We start from the raw sequence: 14118 nt of genomic DNA, 5'->3' as shown, positions 1-14118 counted from the left end.
AGTAGATGTTTGCCATTGAGGTTCGCGACCACATCATGATTGCCCACAGTCTGCCGCGGCCTGTCTTTGGTCCGGCGCAGGCCATGCATGGTGCCACTTTTGTCGTTGATGCAGCCTTCTTCACCCGTGATCTCGATGCCGATGGCCTGGCGGTCGATATCGGTGCGGCAACCACTGTGCTGGCGGGCGTGCTGAAGCCGCTCAACTATCAAAATCTTGATGAATTGCCGGATTTTGTTGGCAAGGTGACGACGACTGAGGTTGTCGCCAAGCATATTTTTGATCGTTTGCGCATGGCTGTTGGTGAAGGGCGGCTCGGCACGGGCAGTCACCGGATCTGCCGGATCCGGGTGATGCTGCACGAATCGCATGCCGCACGCGGATGGTATGAGGCCGATCTTTGAAGGGCAGCTTATATTTCGCCTATCCGGGAGAGCTGACAGCCAAGACAGGCGGCTATGGCTATGACCGACGCCTGATCGCCGGGCTCGAAGCGCTCGGCTGGCAGGTTCATCGCGTGGCACTTGGCGCGGGATTTCCGGCGCCCGATAATGCCGTGCGTGAAGAAGCGGCCTGCCTGCTGTCCAGCTTGCCTGACGGTGCGCTTGTTATTGTTGACGGCCTTGCCTTTGGCGTGATGGACGACTGGGCGGCAAGCGAGGCTTCACGGCTTCGTATTGTCGCGCTTGTGCATCATCCGCTGGCGCTCGAAACCGGGCTTGGACGTTGCGAGCAGGTGGAGCTTGGCCAGAGCGAAAGCATGGCGCTGCGCTCGGCCTGCGGTGTGATCGCGACGTCACCGTCAACCGCGCGCCTGCTGGCTGCGGATTATGGTGTTCCGGCCGAGAAGATCGCGGTCGCCTTGCCCGGAACTGACCCGGTCGATATCGTGACGGGCAGTACTATGCCGCCGCAGATCCTGTCTGTCGGTACGCTGACGCCGCGCAAGGGTCATGATGTGCTGATCGCGGCGCTGAAGGCGGTTGAGGATCTTGCCTGGACGGCGACCATTGTCGGCAGTGATGTCTTTGACAGCAGGACGGCTGCAGCCCTGCGGCGGCAGGTTGAAATTGCCGGTCTCGGCCATCGCATCGAACTGACCGGCGCGGTTGAGGCGCTGGAGCCCCATTGGCGCAAAGCGCAGATCTTCGCGCTTGCCAGCCGTCACGAGGGCTACGGCATGGCCTTTGCCGAGGCGTTGGCCCATGGTCTTCCGATCATTGGCTGTGCGGCTGGCGCGGTGCCCGAGCTTGTGGCGAAACCGGCCGGGATTCTCGTACCGGCCGATGATGTTGCTGCCTTTGCCGTTTCGCTGCGCCAGCTTCTGGAAAATGCCGCAGCACGTGAGGCGATGGCCGCCGCAGCACGTAAGGCGGGACAGGCATTGCCTTGCTGGCATGAAACGGCAATGATCGTGTCCGATGTTCTGGAGGGATGGGCATGAGCGGCTTTCATGCAGTCTGGCTTGATCTGCGCGAAGCGGCGGACCGCGCCGCGCGTGATACGGATCTGATTGCCATGCTTTCGCGTCATGTCGCCGCCTGTCCCGGTGAGGGCGTCGTCGATATCGGCTGTGGCACGGGCGCGACCTTTCGGGCGCTTGGGCCGGCCCTGCCTGAAGAAGCGCGCTGGCTGATGGTTGACAATGACCCTTTGCTGCTTGAGGCGGCGCGGCAGCGGCTCGCTGGCAGCGCTGTGGCCAATCAGTGTCTCCTGCATGATCTTGCCGATCTTGAAGGCTTGCCGCTCAAAGGCACTGCTCTTGTGACGGCTTCGGCGCTGTTTGATCTCTGTTCAGATGCCTTCTGCACCGCGATAGCCACGAAAATTTCGGACGCTGGCTGCGCGCTCTATGCCGCGCTTACCTATAATGGCCTGCTGCACTGGACGATTGCTCATCCGCTGGACAGCCAGGTTGTCGACGGCTTCAATCTCCACCAGCGTGGCGACAAGGGCTTCGGCCCGGCACTCGGCCCGGATGCCACCATGGCGCTGGCGCTTGCTCTTTCACGAAAGGGGCGAACGGTCTTTCTGCGCAAGAGCCCGTGGGTGCTGGATGCATCGGCAGCTGCACTTCAGCGCGCTTTTCTGGAAGGCTTCCGCCAGCCCCTGCGGGAGGTCGGCATGATCGACATGAGCGCTGTCGAAGACTGGCTGTCCTTCCGGCTGGCGATGATCGAACAGCCGGGAAGCCTGTGTCATGTCGGCCATTTCGATCTGCTGTCGCTACCGGACTGATCGTGTTGCCGGGCGCAGGCTGCAGTCAAACAGCGTGTCGCTGCCGAGATCATAGACAGTGGTCGGCGGACGAAGAGCTTCTGCAAGGGTTGGCGTGGGCGCGAGACTGAGACCGCTTGGCCCGGAACCGATGATCAGCGGTGCGACAGCCACATGCAGCCGGTCGACACGGCCTGCGGCGATAAAACGCCGGATCGTTCTGGCGCCGCCTTCAACGAGAATGCGGGTGAGACCGCGCGCGTTCAGCCTCTCAAGCATGGTGCCGGGGTCAAGGCCAACGGCTGTGGGGCGAAGCCGGATCACTTCGGCATTGGCATAGGCGCGCAGTGGCGCTTCCACACTCTGGAACACGACGATGTTGGCGCCGCCATCATGGAACAGCCCTTCACTGCCATCAAGGGCTGCATGGCAGTCAATCACCACGCGGACAGGATCCTGCCCGGTGACGAGGCGCACGGAAAGACGTGGATTATCCGCCTTGATGGTGTTGATGCCGACAATGACGGCGTCAACCAGCGCCCGGCAGCGGTGCAGGTGTTTGAGCCCGTCAGGCCCGGAAATATCGCGGGCATCACCGGTCTGCGTTGCCACCCGGCCGTCAAGCGACTGGCCGACCTGAGCCAGCACGAAAGGTCCTCCTGCATCTGCAATCGGTCCGTAAAGGGCGCAAGCCGCATCCGCGGTATCGAAGGCAACAGGCTGAGGTTGCAGGGCACGATTGCGGCGCGCGAGAAGCTGCGCCCAGCGCTCGGGCGACACATCAACAGATTGCATGGCGGGTCTCAGAGGATCTTGTAGAGAGTGGCATCGCGCCGGATGAGATGGTGGAACAGGGCTGCGGCGATATGCAGGCCGATCAGAGCCAGCAGTATCCAAGCGCTCCAGAAATGAATGGCGGAAAGCGTCCAGGCAATATCCGGTGTCTTGCCGATCGGGCTCCAGATCGGGATAGTGCCAAACCAGAGGAGAGGGAAACCATGGGCATTGGTGGCAAGAAAGCCGCTTACCGGCATGATGATCAGCAACAGATAGACCAGGCCGTGGACGGTCGTGGCGGCCAGGCGTTCCAGTGCTGCGCCCTCGCTTGCCGGCACACGCGACAAAAGACGGTTGCCGACCCGGATCAGCATCAGCCACAAAACCAGAAAGCCGAGGCTTTCATGAAGGGTGTAGAAGGTCAGCGCAACTTCGTTCTTGACGAGGTGGATCACGAAGCCCAATGGCCAGATGCACAAGACCAATGCGGCAATCAGCCAGTGCAGGAGCCGCATAGCGGCAGGAAAGCGCTCGAGCTTGAGGCTGAGCGCGGTCGGGCGCAACATTGACATGTCGCGTTTCTGTCCGGTTGTATCGGGCAATCGAGCCTCCTGGCTTTGTCCCATGGACGGCGGACGAACCGCCACAGCTACGGGTTGGTTTCATGCGCTTGGCAACCTCAGGTGGGACGATAGCAGCCTTGCACGAAAGCGTAAATCCACTTGTCATGTCTGGCCCAACCGGCTTGCCAGCTGCCTTGCGGCCGGAATGGACTGTGTGGCGCAACGGTGCAGGCAACTGACCATCTTTTAACTTGATTTTATTGCTCATGAATGGCGAAGTATCGGCGATGCCGTCCCTTTTTGGAGAAAGAGGAATATTCCGCTTTTTGGAATTGTTCCAAACAAGGAAACGCGCTATATAAGGTAGAGACATTCTAGGAAGGAGTTTGGCATGCGCCTGACGAAGCAAACCAACTATGCAGTCCGGATGCTGATGTACTGCGCGGCCAATGACGGCAATCTGAGCCGGATTCCGGAAATCGCCAGGGCCTATGGCGTATCGGAACTGTTCCTGTTCAAGATCATCCAGCCCTTGCACAAGGCCGGCATCATGGAAACGGTGCGGGGCCGCAATGGCGGGGTCCGTCTCGGGCGCCCGGCGGCTGAGATTACCCTGTTTGATGTGGTGCGGGTGACCGAAGAAAACTTTGCCATGGCGGAGTGTTTCGATGATTCCGGCGATGTTGATTGCCCGCTGGTGGATAGCTGTGGTCTCAACTCCGCACTGCGGGAGGCGCTCAACGCTTTCTTCGCGGTTCTCGAAAAATACACTGTCGCCGACCTCGTCCGTCGCCGCGCCGATATTTTCAAGCTTCTGAGCATTGATGAGACCGAGCGCAAACATGCGTCCAAGCGCCGCGTGGACAATGCCGATGCCGAAAGGCTGGTTGGCTGATCTCAGCTTTTGCCGATTGTGAGGCCCTCGTCGTTTCGCGGCGGGGGCTTTTTGCTGCGATAACGGACCGGTCGTCATGACCGGGAAAAGCTGTCAGCGGCTCAGGTCGTTCTTTCTGGCTGATGAAAAGCTTAGCTAACCGTTCGACTTGACGGAGCCAGATCAATGCTCCCTTTTGGAGCGAGGCGAGAGGTCAATGGCGCGCCCGACAGGATTCGAACCTGTGACCTTTGGAATCGGAATAAATTCTCAAGAAAAATAAAACATTGAATTTAATGATATAAACTCAATAGGTGGCTTTCATGTTGCGTCTATGTTGCGTCAATTTTACGAAAGAAGCGCCATTTCTGCGGCGGCCAACTCGTCACCGTGATCGTCGCGCGGGAACAGGTGGCCGTAGACGTCCATCGTCATGCCGATTGTCGAATGTCCCATGCGCTCCTGGACGAGCTTGGGCGGCAAGCCTAAGCCGCCATCTTCGATTCTGTTGATGCACCATGAGGCATAGAAATGGCGCAGCGCGTGAAGGCCGGGATATTTGGCCTTCATGATCGGCTCGCCTCTCTTGTCTTTCTTGCCGGTGTCGAAAGCAATGCCAGCGGCAATCTCGGCCGGTTGCAGGCCGCGCCGGACAATGTTGTTCAACTGCTCAATGTTGCCCTTGCCGTTCGGGAATACGAGGTCCAGCTCACCATTCGGGCAGGCGAGCTTCCATTCCTTTAAGGCGGTGATGACCATTGGGGGCAGGGGAATCGATCTTTCGCTTGTGGCTGACTTCGGGCGGCCGATCTCGTTGAAGAAGTCGGCCCGCTGATGAACGCGAAGCATGCGCTTGTCAAAATCGATATCGCTCCACCGAAGGCCACGCAATTCTGATGCTCGTAGGCCGGTGAAGATCGCTGTCAGAATAAGCGGTCGCCAGCGGCCGTCCAGAGTGCCTATTAGCGCCTTGATCTCTTCGCGGCTTGGAATGTCTTCTCCGACGATAAGTCTGCGCTGTTGACGCTTGGCGAGCCTGTTGTCGCTGCCGCGTCGGCGCGACTTGAGGTCGCGAACAATGTTACGTCCGACGAGGCCGCGTTCTTGTGCGTCTGAAATGATAGAACTGAGGCTGGCTATGACCTTGCGGCGCAAGACGGGCGACCGACCACTTTCCTGCAAGTCATCCTCAAAGGTTCTGACCATTGGAATAGTGAGAGCGGATAGTTTCGTGTCCCCGATAAATGGCTTGATATGCAGTTCGACATGCGTGCGATAGGCCGCAAGTGTCGATCTTTCGAGGTTAGCATTCTTGCAGCTTGCCGTCCAGAAGTCGCAAGCCTCTTTCACCGTGACGCTGGCGCTGTCAGCAACATGGACGCCTTCACGCACCTCGACCGCTGCCGTTGTCGCGAACTGGTCGGCCTGCTTCTTGAGGCGAAAGGTCTTCAGGCGGCGCTTGCCTTGGGTGTCGACGTAATCGACCACCCATGAAGTTTTTTCCTCGCCCTTGGCATTGATCCATGTGCGCTTGCGGACGCTCATTTCCCAGATCCAGCTTGATCTAGCGCTTCACGCACAGCATCTCGTATGATTCTTCCAAGATGGCCGTAGGTGTCTTCAACGTACGTATCGAATTCGTAACGCAAATCCCCAATTTCCTTTGCCAAAGCTTTAAGGTCGCCGCTGAGTGCCGCCTTTTCTGCTCTAATTTTCGGATCTTGGTCTTGTTCTTCGGCTTCAAATGATTGGCGGAGACGGAAGGCAACTTCTTCACCCACTCTACGTCCGTTCGTAGATGCCACAAACTCTAGCACGTACTTTAGGTCCGCAAACTCAAAACTGTCTTCGAGTCGCTGCACGATCTCAGCATTCATCGAACGCCCATTGTCTTCGGCCGCTTGCTTGATTTTTTCCTTGAGCTCGGGCTGCATTCGCAAGCCAAACGGAGCGATATTTGCCAACAGTTCTCTTTGTTGATCACTCATAACTACAATCTGCCGTTAAAAAATCGTTGACGGGGATAATTACAGCCTGTAGTCATCACATTCAATGACTACAGGCTGTAGTCATGCCTATCGAACGTTAACACGGAGTTTCGACAGTGACAGAAAATGAAAAACTCGACCTCGTATGGGGCGCGGCGGATATCGCCAAGGTCATCGGGCAATCGCGTCAGGTGACATACAACATGCTCAGTAAAGGCGAGCTTCCTGCCAAAAAAATCGGTGATCGCTGGGTTGCCCGGCGCGGCGAGCTGGATCGCTTTTTCACCGGCGCGGTGGCCTGATCTCTGGCCGAAAAAAAAGAAAGCCCCTGCGAAGCGCCAACTTCCAAGGGCATGGTTCAATCCAAAGGATAACGAAATGAACGAGTGTGCAAATAGCACAGAAGCGAGCTTGGCCGCAATAGGTGGCCGATTGCTGGCTGCCGAAGTCAAAATTGGTTGCGCTATGCGCGAACTGGCGGCGTTGATGCAGATGTTTGAGAGGGACGTCGAAGAGTTTGACGATTTCGTTCGTGACTGGTGCCGGGCGCTTCCGGAGAGCACCTTCAATGATGGCCTTATGATCCGCGCCGGTGACATGAGCACTGTCGTCGGGCATTTGCGCCGAATGACGACGGGCTTGGAAAAGGACATTGAAGAGGTGCTGTCATGAGCAGCACCCAAAACAAGCCGCTTGGACTGGTGACCGTGGCTGATATCGTCAGCGAGGCACGTGACTATGCCCAAGTCATAAGTCTGGCGTGTGCGGCCAAGGATGATCGCGAAGCCGGCAGTATCGGGCGAATTTCTTGGCTGCTTCTTGACCTTCTCGATTCCGCCATTGACGGGTTGGAAAGTGAATTGGAACAAAAGAAGAACAAAAGGCTCGCCGCTGCATGATTACGATGAATGAGAATAGCTATTCTGACATGAGGGATGAGGCCGCGCACGCGGCTTCGTCCATTTCCGGCGCGATTGAGACAGTGGAGGCGTTGCGCCGCGAGTGTGACGGATACGTTGCCGAACGGTTGGGGCGAATTGCCTCAGGCCTCAAAGTGTCGCGCAACCATGTGTGCAATATCACCGAGATCATGGACGAGAACGGGAGCGGGCATGGAAAAGAATGACCGCCCGCTTGGCGTCGGCGAAATCGCCCACGAACTTGGGTGCTCCGAAAAGACCGTTCGACGCCTCTACGCCAAGGGCATGATTGAAGCTTACAAGATCGGCGGGAGAACCTCGCCGATCCGCATGGAACGAAAGGCCTTGGAGCGGCTGAAGCAGAAGCGAGGTGATTGTGGCGATGACGGTTAAGGTTGGCGGCTTGTCGCCAGAAGCACGGGCGGCAATCGCTGAGAGAGCGCGTAAGCAGCGCGAGGCGAGCGGGATCAGCGACGATGAACTGGAACAGGAGATTATTGCCCGACAGGGGCAGGTTATCTTTCCAGATGGCCGGGCTATCGGTGTTCACTACGCCGAGACGGACGGCAAGAAAAGCTGGCTTCCACTTGAAGGGGACTATGACGTTGAAAATATGAACGCCCGATATGCCGTCGTGAAGATGGGATCGGGCGTTTCTATCCTGATGGAAGAAGGCGGCACGGTATCGTTTCTGCGGAAAGATGCCTTTGAGACGCTTTTTCAAAACCGGTTCACCAAGGTGGTCAACGCTGACGGTGAAGAGAAGAACGTCACATGGGCGCGTGCCTGGCTGAATGATTGGGATCGACGGCAATATGCCGGAATTGAGTTTTTCCCGGATGTGGCGAATGCACCGGGTAAGCCGGGACATTATAATCTGTGGCGGGGATTCTCGGCGTTGCCTGAGCGCGGCGGCAAGTACACGATCTTTCGTGACCATATGCTGACGAACGTCTGCGGCGGTGACGAGGGCTTGTATCGGTGGCTTTTCGCATGGTTCGCGCAGATGGTCCAAAAACCGCGAGAGAAGCCGGGGACGGCCGTTGTCCTGCGCGGCGGGATGGGTGTTGGCAAATCCAAAATCGGCGAGGTGATCGGCTCTCTCCTCGGGGAGCATTACTTTCAGGTGGACGACCCGCGTTACATCACTGGCAATTTCAACGCTCACATGGGCGCGTGCCTGTTATTGCAGGCGGAAGAGGCTGTGTGGGCCGGGGACAAGAATGCCGAAGGCCGGTTGAAAGGATTGATCACGTCGAAGACACACATGATCGAAGCCAAGGGCGTTGACCCTGTGCAACTGCCGAATTTCATCCGTCTGTTGATGACCAGTAACGAGGCGTGGGTGATCCCTGCGGGCAAGGATGAACGACGGTTCGCCGTCTTCGATGTTCAGCCGAATTGCGCCAATGACCACAACTATTTTCGGCAGATGGACGAGGAGCTTGACGCGGGCGGTAGGGCAGCGCTGCTGTACGACCTGCTGAGGCTCGACCTTTCGTCGGTGAACCTGCGACAGATACCGAAGACGGACGCCTTGCTATCGCAGAAGATACAATCGCTCGACCATATTGAAACGTGGCTCCTCGACCGCTTGCAGGCCGGGACGCCGACCGAGAAGCACGATTGCTGGCCTGAATACGTACAGAAAGCGCAGGTGTTCCGTGATTATCTTGATGCTGCTGAGCGCGTTGGCGTTCGACGAAAGGCCGGAGCAACGCAATTTCATATGCGGTTGAAGAAGATCATGCCCAATTTCATTGACATGCGCAAACGCGTCAGCGATGAAGGGGAGGTATCCGGGCCGCCAGTTCGGATATATCTGCTGCCGTCTCTGGCCGATTGCCGCGCTGAGATGGAGACAGCGATGGGGCAGCCCATTGCTTGGGGTGAATGACCCTCCTCATGTTCCGACCTTGTGCCAACCTTGTGTCGACCTGCTGATTTGAAAAAGCCAATCAAATCAACGGGTGTGTCGACTGTGTCGACTGTTCCAACCTTTTTCATAAGTCCGTATGCGTGCGTGCGCATGTATCTTCGAATTAGGTTGACACAGTTGACACAGCCGACACAGGGACTCTTAAGTAATTGAATTTAATGGTGTCTATCAGTGCCGACCTCATTCGCTAGGTTGGCACAAGGTCGGTACAGGCTGGCACAGCGGGGTGGATAGCTGAAGATGCCGCAATGCCGGTCCAGATCGCTCGTGCCAGCCGGGGGGTGGTCATGAACTTTCGGCATACAGGCCAGACCGGCGGGTGTAGGTCAGTGTGAAAAATATTCTAATTGGAAAAAATAAACTAAAACAACTACTTATTTTTCGAAGGGGTGTCGGGCTTGGAAGGACTATGTTTCATTTTGAGTTCGAAGGTGGCTTAAGCGGTTTTGAGTAAGGGATTTTCATCAAAGCATGGGTGAGTTCCCATGCAATTTCTAGAAAAACAAAATCTCGTTGCTGATCTGTTGGGTATTCCCCTTCTTTTGCACCTGATCGTTTAAATGCATTATCAACTATTCGCGAAATCATCTCCTTTTGAGAACGCTCTCTTGCTGTTTCGATTAGCTTGCCCCAACACTGGGTGACTGCCTCGAAGTCTGGCGCTCCCGGGCTTTGTGTGGCCCAAGCAAAAGTTAACTTTTCCAGATCCCGTGCATCATCGGACCAAATGGCCGGATCTTCTGGATTCGAGACGAGAGAAGCCAATACGTTGGCTGCCGCCCCTTCACTTGCAATCTCAATTTGCCAACCAATCGCTCCGTACAGGCGAAAATACCCTACAACTCTACCTTGATTGTCGCTCCCTACCCAGATGATATTTGGGTTTGTGCCGAACTTTGGGTCCAAAAGCGGAAGCGGACGTGTGTCGATCCTTATGAAATTTCCACCTGTATCGGGAACTGTGCCATTTTGAATGAATTCACGAACATCTGTGTATCGCTGGTTCGAGATTTCTGCATTGCCAACGGCATCGGCCCAAAGCACTAAGCAGGATTTGGCCATTGAGCGCTGTGATATATCGTCGCCAAAAGATAATTTGAACGCGAAGAGTGGGGCTGGAGTTGAATTAATTGTCACTCTTTTCAGGAAATCTTCTTTGAAGGAATCGGCTTTCTCTTTTGGCACTTTTAGCTTTAGCATCGCAGAGTGTAATAGACGTTCGAATTCTGCCTCGCTATTGGCGCTTATGGAGATTTGTTTTTGTCCGTATTTCTCCGTGATGGTTATCTTTTGGCTTTCTATAGGGATAGGTATCGCGCCGGGACGAAGGTTGTATCTTTTACCCTCTGCTTCGATGCCGGAAATTGAAGGAGCAGGCCGTCTGTTTCCCGATTTGAAATTAGCTATGTTTCTGAAAGGTTCTACCGATTTCGCGAGAGCGCTGTCGATGCTAGAGCCGAAACTGTTATTGCAGCTGCTGCAGATTACTTCTGTAGTAGTTTTTCGCCCACCTAAGGACTGCAAAAGGATGTGTTCAGGGCTTGTTTTCTCATCAAGCCGAGCTTTGCAGAAAATGCATTGTTCCATTTTGTGCTCGGTGCAAACATTTTTCTGTAAATGTGAATTGGATCGGAAATTAAGTTAGCAGAGCGGGACGATTCCCAAAAATAAAAATTTCTCTTTATCTCTTGTTTGTCTTTAATGCTGATGTGATCCTCCCCATTTTAACGGGATCCAGCGGGAGAATTCACGCGGCTATTTTCAGTTTTTGAGCGAGTGTGATGCCGCCAATACCCATGTTGGACCGTTCGTGGTTATATGTCCAAAGCTACATTGTGGCGATCTCCTGCACCTCCGCTATGCTGTCAAAAATATATAGGTCAAGCCATTTATGTCAGGCCGTTCGATTGTAACGCACGACATAGGCATTCTGCTGAGGCTTGCCGGGCTGGATGTAATTCAGAGCGATTCCCTGGGCTTCAGCCCATTCGGTGAGCGTTGAACTGACGTATTTCGAGCCATTATCAACTCTGATCGCCAACGGCTTGCCCCGCCATTTAATGATTTGCAATGGCTCCGGAGCTTTCCTCTAAGTTGATCGTAGATATAATTTCGATATACTCTATTTGGTATTAATATTATTAAATATACTTGTATTTTAATCAAGATGATTATATGGTTAAACCGTATTTTCTTTTTATAACCTCTGTTGTTTTATTTAATTCTGGGTATATTTTTGATTCTGTAAATCCTAGAAGTTCAACACTTCTACGAATGTCGCCGACACATTCCTTTTTTATCCTTATTTTTTTAACATCAAACACATTCTTTTTGGAAACCAACTCTTCATTGACTCCAAATATTAAAAAAAGCTCCGTCTTGAGATTGAATTCTCGGGTTGTTCAATCGCGGAGAGACTAAATACGTATCCTTGAGATGCTCAATATTTATGTTCTGTTTAAAATTTGGTCGTTCCTGCATAATGAAATCATATAGACGTGCTCCAGAATTAGACTTATTTAATTCGTCTGATTTTTTGCAATCTTTAATTTCTCTAATTTCGCTTTGCGATAAGTTAGCTAGATTCGATATACACCTGATGGTATCTGAATCAAAATACTTGAAATGGTCTTCATCAACATGTATTGCAATAACTTCAGCATCTTTACCTGACGATATTTCACAGGCAAAATATACTGCAACCAATGGGTTGTATGTTACGTCAAGTAGACGCGTCGGAAGCCCGTAATGCTGCATTCGAACCAATTTTTCAAATACACCGATATCATCGGCGAAATCACGTGGGTGTTGAGTTATTAATTCTCGAAAAACGTGTCTTTCATTGTTCTTTATTCTCTCATTTTGACGTCTGAAAATGCCTGGTCGAAGTCGATGCTGATAGCTTGTATGGCCTCGGTAGATGGAGCGCTTGCCTTCTATATTACCCCAAGCCTCAATTTCTTTTAAAATTTCCCAAAGGCTGTCAAATTTTTCAATTCTCGGTCGCGCCAAGTTATGCCCCCCTCAAAAAACTTAAATATCTTATGCAGATAAATTAATTTATTCAATAATTTATATTGGAGTGTAGTGTTTCCAAATCGGTGGTTAAGGATGGCATCATCTTAGATGATGCAAAGAGCTTTTTGACTGCGAGTCAAATCTCATTCCCATGTCCTCAAATGTCCCAAGTTGTCCAGTTCCCGGCGGTTGGTTTGAGGGCGCATAAAATGGTCTATGAAGATATGGCCATTTTCCCGCACTGATCAGAAGAGCCTCGGCGATCCCTCGGACGCCGAATTTGCGTTGTTTACCGGCGGCGGTGTTGCCGGTTCGACTGTCTCGCTTGCCGTGGCGCTCACGGTCCCGGCCGTGCAATCGGCCATTCGCCTGATTTCTGAAGCTTGCGCAACGCTCGATATCCGGGTGGAACAGCGCAACGGGGCGACATGGACGCCGGATAGCAATCACGCGGTTGCCGCACTTCTCGCCGACCGGCCGAATGGCTGGACATCCACCTTCGAACTGATCCGCGATCTCGTTGCCACGGCGCTGACCCACGACAAGGGTGGCGTTGCCTGGGTGAACCGGGTTGGCGGCGAGGTCCGCGAGATCATCCGCTACGAGCCGTCGCATGTGATGGTCGATGTTTCGACGGACGGGCGGCAGGAGCCGCGCTTCAGGATCAACAACCGGATCGAAGATGCGCAGAACGTGGTTTATCTGCGCGGGCCGTTTGGCCGGTCCTGTCTGTCGCTGACTGCTGAAGCGATCGGTACGGCCAAGGACATGGAAACCCATGCCCGCAAGCTGTTCAGGAATGGCGCGCGGCCTGCCGGTGTTATCGAAATGGTCAAGGGCCTTGGTGACGAGGGCCTGAAGAAGATGGCCGCCGCCTGGAAAAAGGCGCATGAGGGCGCGGATAATTCCGGCCGCACGGCCATTTTGTGGGACGGGGCAACCTTCCGCCCGATCACCTTCAGCTCCACCGATGCGCAGTTTCTGGAAAACCGGAAATTCCAGATCCTCGAAATCGCCCGTGGCTTCCGCGTTCCGCCGTCGATGATCTACGACCTTGAGCGCGCCACATGGTCGAACTCCGAACAGATGGGCAAGGAATTCCTGTCTTACACGCTTGAGCCTTGGCTTCGGGCGCTGGAAGGGGCTTTGCGCGTGGCGCTGTTCCTGCCGGAAGAGCGTGCCGATTATCGCATTGTCTTCGACCGGGACGATCTGACCCGCGCCGATCTTACCGACCGGGCAACCGCCATTTCCTCGCTGATCTCTTCAAGGGTGCTCAACGCCAATGAGGGCCGGTCATGGCTTGACCTGCCGCCCTATGAAGGCGGTGAGACCTTTTCCAATCCGCATATCAACACCGATGCTGCCCCCAAAGTTGGGGACGGCACGCCGGAGGCCTGACCCATGGATCGTTTCTTCATCGAAACCAAGCTCGCCGTCACCGATGACAGCGGCGCAATCGAGGGCCTTGCATGGCCCTTTGGCACTCCCGACCGGATCGGCGATGTGATCGAAAAGGGTGCCTTTGCCGGTGCCTCGCTGCCGCTGCCCATGCTGTTTGCCCATGACCACGGCGACCCGATCGGCACATGGACCGAAGCCCATGAAGAGGCCGAAGGGTTCCGGGTAAAAGGCGCGCTTCTGGTGAACGAGGTCGCCCGCGCCCGTGAGGTTCACGCGCTGGTCAGGTCCGGCGCTGTTCGCGGTCTTTCGGTCGGCTTTGTCGCCAAAAAGGCCGCACCACGTAAAGGCGGTGGCCGGACGATCTCGGCCCTCGACCTGATCGAGGTCAGCCTCGTCACCATTCCCATGCACCCCGGCG

18 protein-coding genes and 1 pseudogene are annotated in these 14118 nt (G+C 54.8%); 12 read left to right on the top strand and 7 right to left on the bottom strand.

Features of this window, described 5'->3' with window-relative positions; genetic code table 11:
- Positions 1 to 5 precede the first annotated feature (5 nt).
- From FJU08_RS18910 to FJU08_RS18900, 3 genes are read left to right on the top strand one after another with little or no spacing between them, the layout of a single operon-like run.
- Positions 6 to 404: a 6-pyruvoyl trahydropterin synthase family protein gene (locus FJU08_RS18910; protein ID WP_141150613.1), complete on the top strand. Its 399-nt coding sequence runs from the start codon at positions 6 to 8 to the stop codon at positions 402 to 404.
- Entirely contained in the window at positions 401 to 1444 is a 1044-nt protein-coding gene (locus tag FJU08_RS18905) for a glycosyltransferase family 4 protein (protein ID WP_141150612.1), read from the top strand. Before FJU08_RS18910 ends, FJU08_RS18905 begins: the two co-directional genes overlap by 4 nt.
- Complete coding sequence (locus tag FJU08_RS18900) at positions 1441 to 2238, top strand: class I SAM-dependent methyltransferase (protein WP_141150611.1); 798 nt, start codon at positions 1441 to 1443, stop codon at positions 2236 to 2238. Before FJU08_RS18905 ends, FJU08_RS18900 begins: the two co-directional genes overlap by 4 nt.
- Here the strand turns inward: FJU08_RS18900 and FJU08_RS18895 are convergent.
- Entirely contained in the window at positions 2227 to 3012 is a 786-nt protein-coding gene (locus tag FJU08_RS18895) for a RibD family protein (RefSeq protein WP_141150610.1), read from the bottom strand. The two genes, FJU08_RS18900 and FJU08_RS18895, sit on opposite strands and share 12 nt — an antisense overlap.
- Positions 3013 to 3020: 8 nt before the next feature.
- A complete protein-coding gene (locus tag FJU08_RS18890) occupies positions 3021 to 3560 on the bottom strand; it encodes a cytochrome b (protein ID WP_141150707.1) in 540 nt (179 codons plus the stop codon).
- 388 nt (positions 3561 to 3948) lie between these two features.
- Here FJU08_RS18890 and rirA point away from each other — a divergent pair, with 388 nt between their 5' ends.
- Positions 3949 to 4452, top strand: coding sequence for an iron-responsive transcriptional regulator RirA (gene rirA / locus FJU08_RS18885; protein WP_141150609.1), 504 nt, complete (start codon positions 3949 to 3951; stop codon positions 4450 to 4452).
- Between the two features lie 327 nt (positions 4453 to 4779).
- Here rirA and FJU08_RS18880 read toward each other — a convergent pair whose 3' ends face one another.
- Both FJU08_RS18880 and FJU08_RS18875 read right to left on the bottom strand, forming a co-directional pair.
- On the bottom strand, positions 4780 to 5976 hold the full coding sequence (locus tag FJU08_RS18880; protein ID WP_141150608.1) for a tyrosine-type recombinase/integrase: 1197 nt from the start codon (positions 5974 to 5976) through the stop codon (positions 4780 to 4782).
- Entirely contained in the window at positions 5973 to 6419 is a 447-nt protein-coding gene (locus FJU08_RS18875; RefSeq protein WP_141150607.1) for an Arc family DNA-binding protein, read from the bottom strand. Before FJU08_RS18875 ends, FJU08_RS18880 begins: the two co-directional genes overlap by 4 nt.
- A gap of 116 nt (positions 6420 to 6535) precedes the next feature.
- Between FJU08_RS18875 and FJU08_RS18870 the strand changes: the two genes are divergently transcribed.
- From FJU08_RS18870 to FJU08_RS18850, 6 genes are all read left to right on the top strand, one after another.
- The gene (locus FJU08_RS18870) at positions 6536 to 6721 is read left to right on the top strand and encodes a helix-turn-helix domain-containing protein (protein WP_141150606.1); all 186 of its coding nucleotides are present in this window, start codon (positions 6536 to 6538) and stop codon (positions 6719 to 6721) included.
- 76 nt (positions 6722 to 6797) lie between these two features.
- Positions 6798 to 7091, top strand: coding sequence for a hypothetical protein (locus tag FJU08_RS18865; RefSeq protein WP_141150605.1), 294 nt, complete (start codon positions 6798 to 6800; stop codon positions 7089 to 7091).
- Entirely contained in the window at positions 7088 to 7318 is a 231-nt protein-coding gene (locus FJU08_RS18860; RefSeq protein ID WP_141150604.1) for a hypothetical protein, read from the top strand. Before FJU08_RS18865 ends, FJU08_RS18860 begins: the two co-directional genes overlap by 4 nt.
- Positions 7315 to 7545 (top strand): hypothetical protein, encoded by a 231-nt coding sequence (locus tag FJU08_RS22845; RefSeq protein ID WP_181409928.1) that lies wholly within the window; start codon positions 7315 to 7317, stop codon positions 7543 to 7545. The genes FJU08_RS18860 and FJU08_RS22845 overlap by 4 nt, the downstream gene beginning before the upstream one ends.
- Complete coding sequence (locus FJU08_RS22840) at positions 7532 to 7732, top strand: helix-turn-helix domain-containing protein (RefSeq protein ID WP_181409927.1); 201 nt, start codon at positions 7532 to 7534, stop codon at positions 7730 to 7732. The genes FJU08_RS22845 and FJU08_RS22840 overlap by 14 nt, the downstream gene beginning before the upstream one ends.
- Positions 7722 to 9236 carry a primase-helicase family protein gene (locus FJU08_RS18850; protein WP_141150602.1) on the top strand — a complete coding sequence of 505 codons (1515 nt, stop codon included), beginning with the start codon at positions 7722 to 7724 and terminating at the stop codon, positions 9234 to 9236. Before FJU08_RS22840 ends, FJU08_RS18850 begins: the two co-directional genes overlap by 11 nt.
- 456 nt (positions 9237 to 9692) lie before the next feature.
- On the opposite strand, the gene FJU08_RS18845 is transcribed toward FJU08_RS18850, so the two are convergent.
- The 3 genes and pseudogenes from FJU08_RS18845 to FJU08_RS18835 all read right to left on the bottom strand — a co-directional run bounded on the left by FJU08_RS18845 (position 9693) and on the right by FJU08_RS18835 (position 12290).
- Positions 9693 to 10865, bottom strand: a complete 1173-nt coding sequence (locus FJU08_RS18845) for an HNH endonuclease (protein WP_141150601.1) — start codon at positions 10863 to 10865, stop codon at positions 9693 to 9695.
- Between the two features lie 160 nt (positions 10866 to 11025).
- Positions 11026 to 11346: pseudogene (locus FJU08_RS18840) on the bottom strand (integrase core domain-containing protein); the annotation flags it as partial.
- Positions 11347 to 11624: 278 nt separating this feature from the next.
- Positions 11625 to 12290 carry an FRG domain-containing protein gene (locus FJU08_RS18835; protein ID WP_141150600.1) on the bottom strand — a complete coding sequence of 222 codons (666 nt, stop codon included), beginning with the start codon at positions 12288 to 12290 and terminating at the stop codon, positions 11625 to 11627.
- A 222-nt stretch (positions 12291 to 12512) separates the two neighbouring features.
- On the opposite strand from FJU08_RS18835, the gene FJU08_RS18830 reads away from it, so the two are divergent.
- On the top strand, positions 12513 to 13697 hold the full coding sequence (locus tag FJU08_RS18830; RefSeq protein WP_181409926.1) for a phage portal protein: 1185 nt from the start codon (positions 12513 to 12515) through the stop codon (positions 13695 to 13697).
- Positions 13698 to 13700: 3 nt separating this feature from the next.
- On the top strand, positions 13701 to 14118 hold a 418-nt coding region (locus tag FJU08_RS18825; protein WP_141150598.1), incomplete at its 3' end, for an HK97 family phage prohead protease.

The organism is Martelella alba, from assembly GCF_006516955.1.
Taxonomy (GTDB): Bacteria; Pseudomonadota; Alphaproteobacteria; order Rhizobiales; family Rhizobiaceae; genus Martelella; species Martelella alba.
Note: the sequence above shows the minus strand (reverse complement) of the source record. Positions and strands in the feature narration are given on the sequence as shown.

Excerpts from the sequence above, each read along its gene's own strand:
- FJU08_RS22840 (WP_181409927.1), top strand. The coding sequence starts at position 7,532 with ATGGAAAAGAATGACCGCCCGCTTGGCGTCGGCGAAATCGCCCACGAA.
- FJU08_RS18860 (WP_141150604.1), top strand. The coding sequence starts at position 7,088 with ATGAGCAGCACCCAAAACAAGCCGCTTGGACTGGTGACCGTGGCTGAT.
- FJU08_RS18845 (WP_141150601.1), bottom strand. The coding sequence starts at position 10,865 with ATGGAACAATGCATTTTCTGCAAAGCTCGGCTTGATGAGAAAACAAGC.
- FJU08_RS18880 (WP_141150608.1), bottom strand. The coding sequence starts at position 5,976 with ATGAGCGTCCGCAAGCGCACATGGATCAATGCCAAGGGCGAGGAAAAA.
- FJU08_RS22845 (WP_181409928.1), top strand. The coding sequence starts at position 7,315 with ATGATTACGATGAATGAGAATAGCTATTCTGACATGAGGGATGAGGCC.
- FJU08_RS18850 (WP_141150602.1), top strand. The coding sequence starts at position 7,722 with ATGACGGTTAAGGTTGGCGGCTTGTCGCCAGAAGCACGGGCGGCAATC.
- FJU08_RS18830 (WP_181409926.1), top strand. The coding sequence starts at position 12,513 with ATGAAGATATGGCCATTTTCCCGCACTGATCAGAAGAGCCTCGGCGAT.
- rirA (WP_141150609.1), top strand. The coding sequence starts at position 3,949 with ATGCGCCTGACGAAGCAAACCAACTATGCAGTCCGGATGCTGATGTAC.
- FJU08_RS18865 (WP_141150605.1), top strand. The coding sequence starts at position 6,798 with ATGAACGAGTGTGCAAATAGCACAGAAGCGAGCTTGGCCGCAATAGGT.
- FJU08_RS18875 (WP_141150607.1), bottom strand. The coding sequence starts at position 6,419 with ATGAGTGATCAACAAAGAGAACTGTTGGCAAATATCGCTCCGTTTGGC.
- FJU08_RS18900 (WP_141150611.1), top strand. The coding sequence starts at position 1,441 with ATGAGCGGCTTTCATGCAGTCTGGCTTGATCTGCGCGAAGCGGCGGAC.
- FJU08_RS18895 (WP_141150610.1), bottom strand. The coding sequence starts at position 3,012 with ATGCAATCTGTTGATGTGTCGCCCGAGCGCTGGGCGCAGCTTCTCGCG.
- FJU08_RS18910 (WP_141150613.1), top strand. The coding sequence starts at position 6 with ATGTTTGCCATTGAGGTTCGCGACCACATCATGATTGCCCACAGTCTG.
- FJU08_RS18890 (WP_141150707.1), bottom strand. The coding sequence starts at position 3,560 with ATGTTGCGCCCGACCGCGCTCAGCCTCAAGCTCGAGCGCTTTCCTGCC.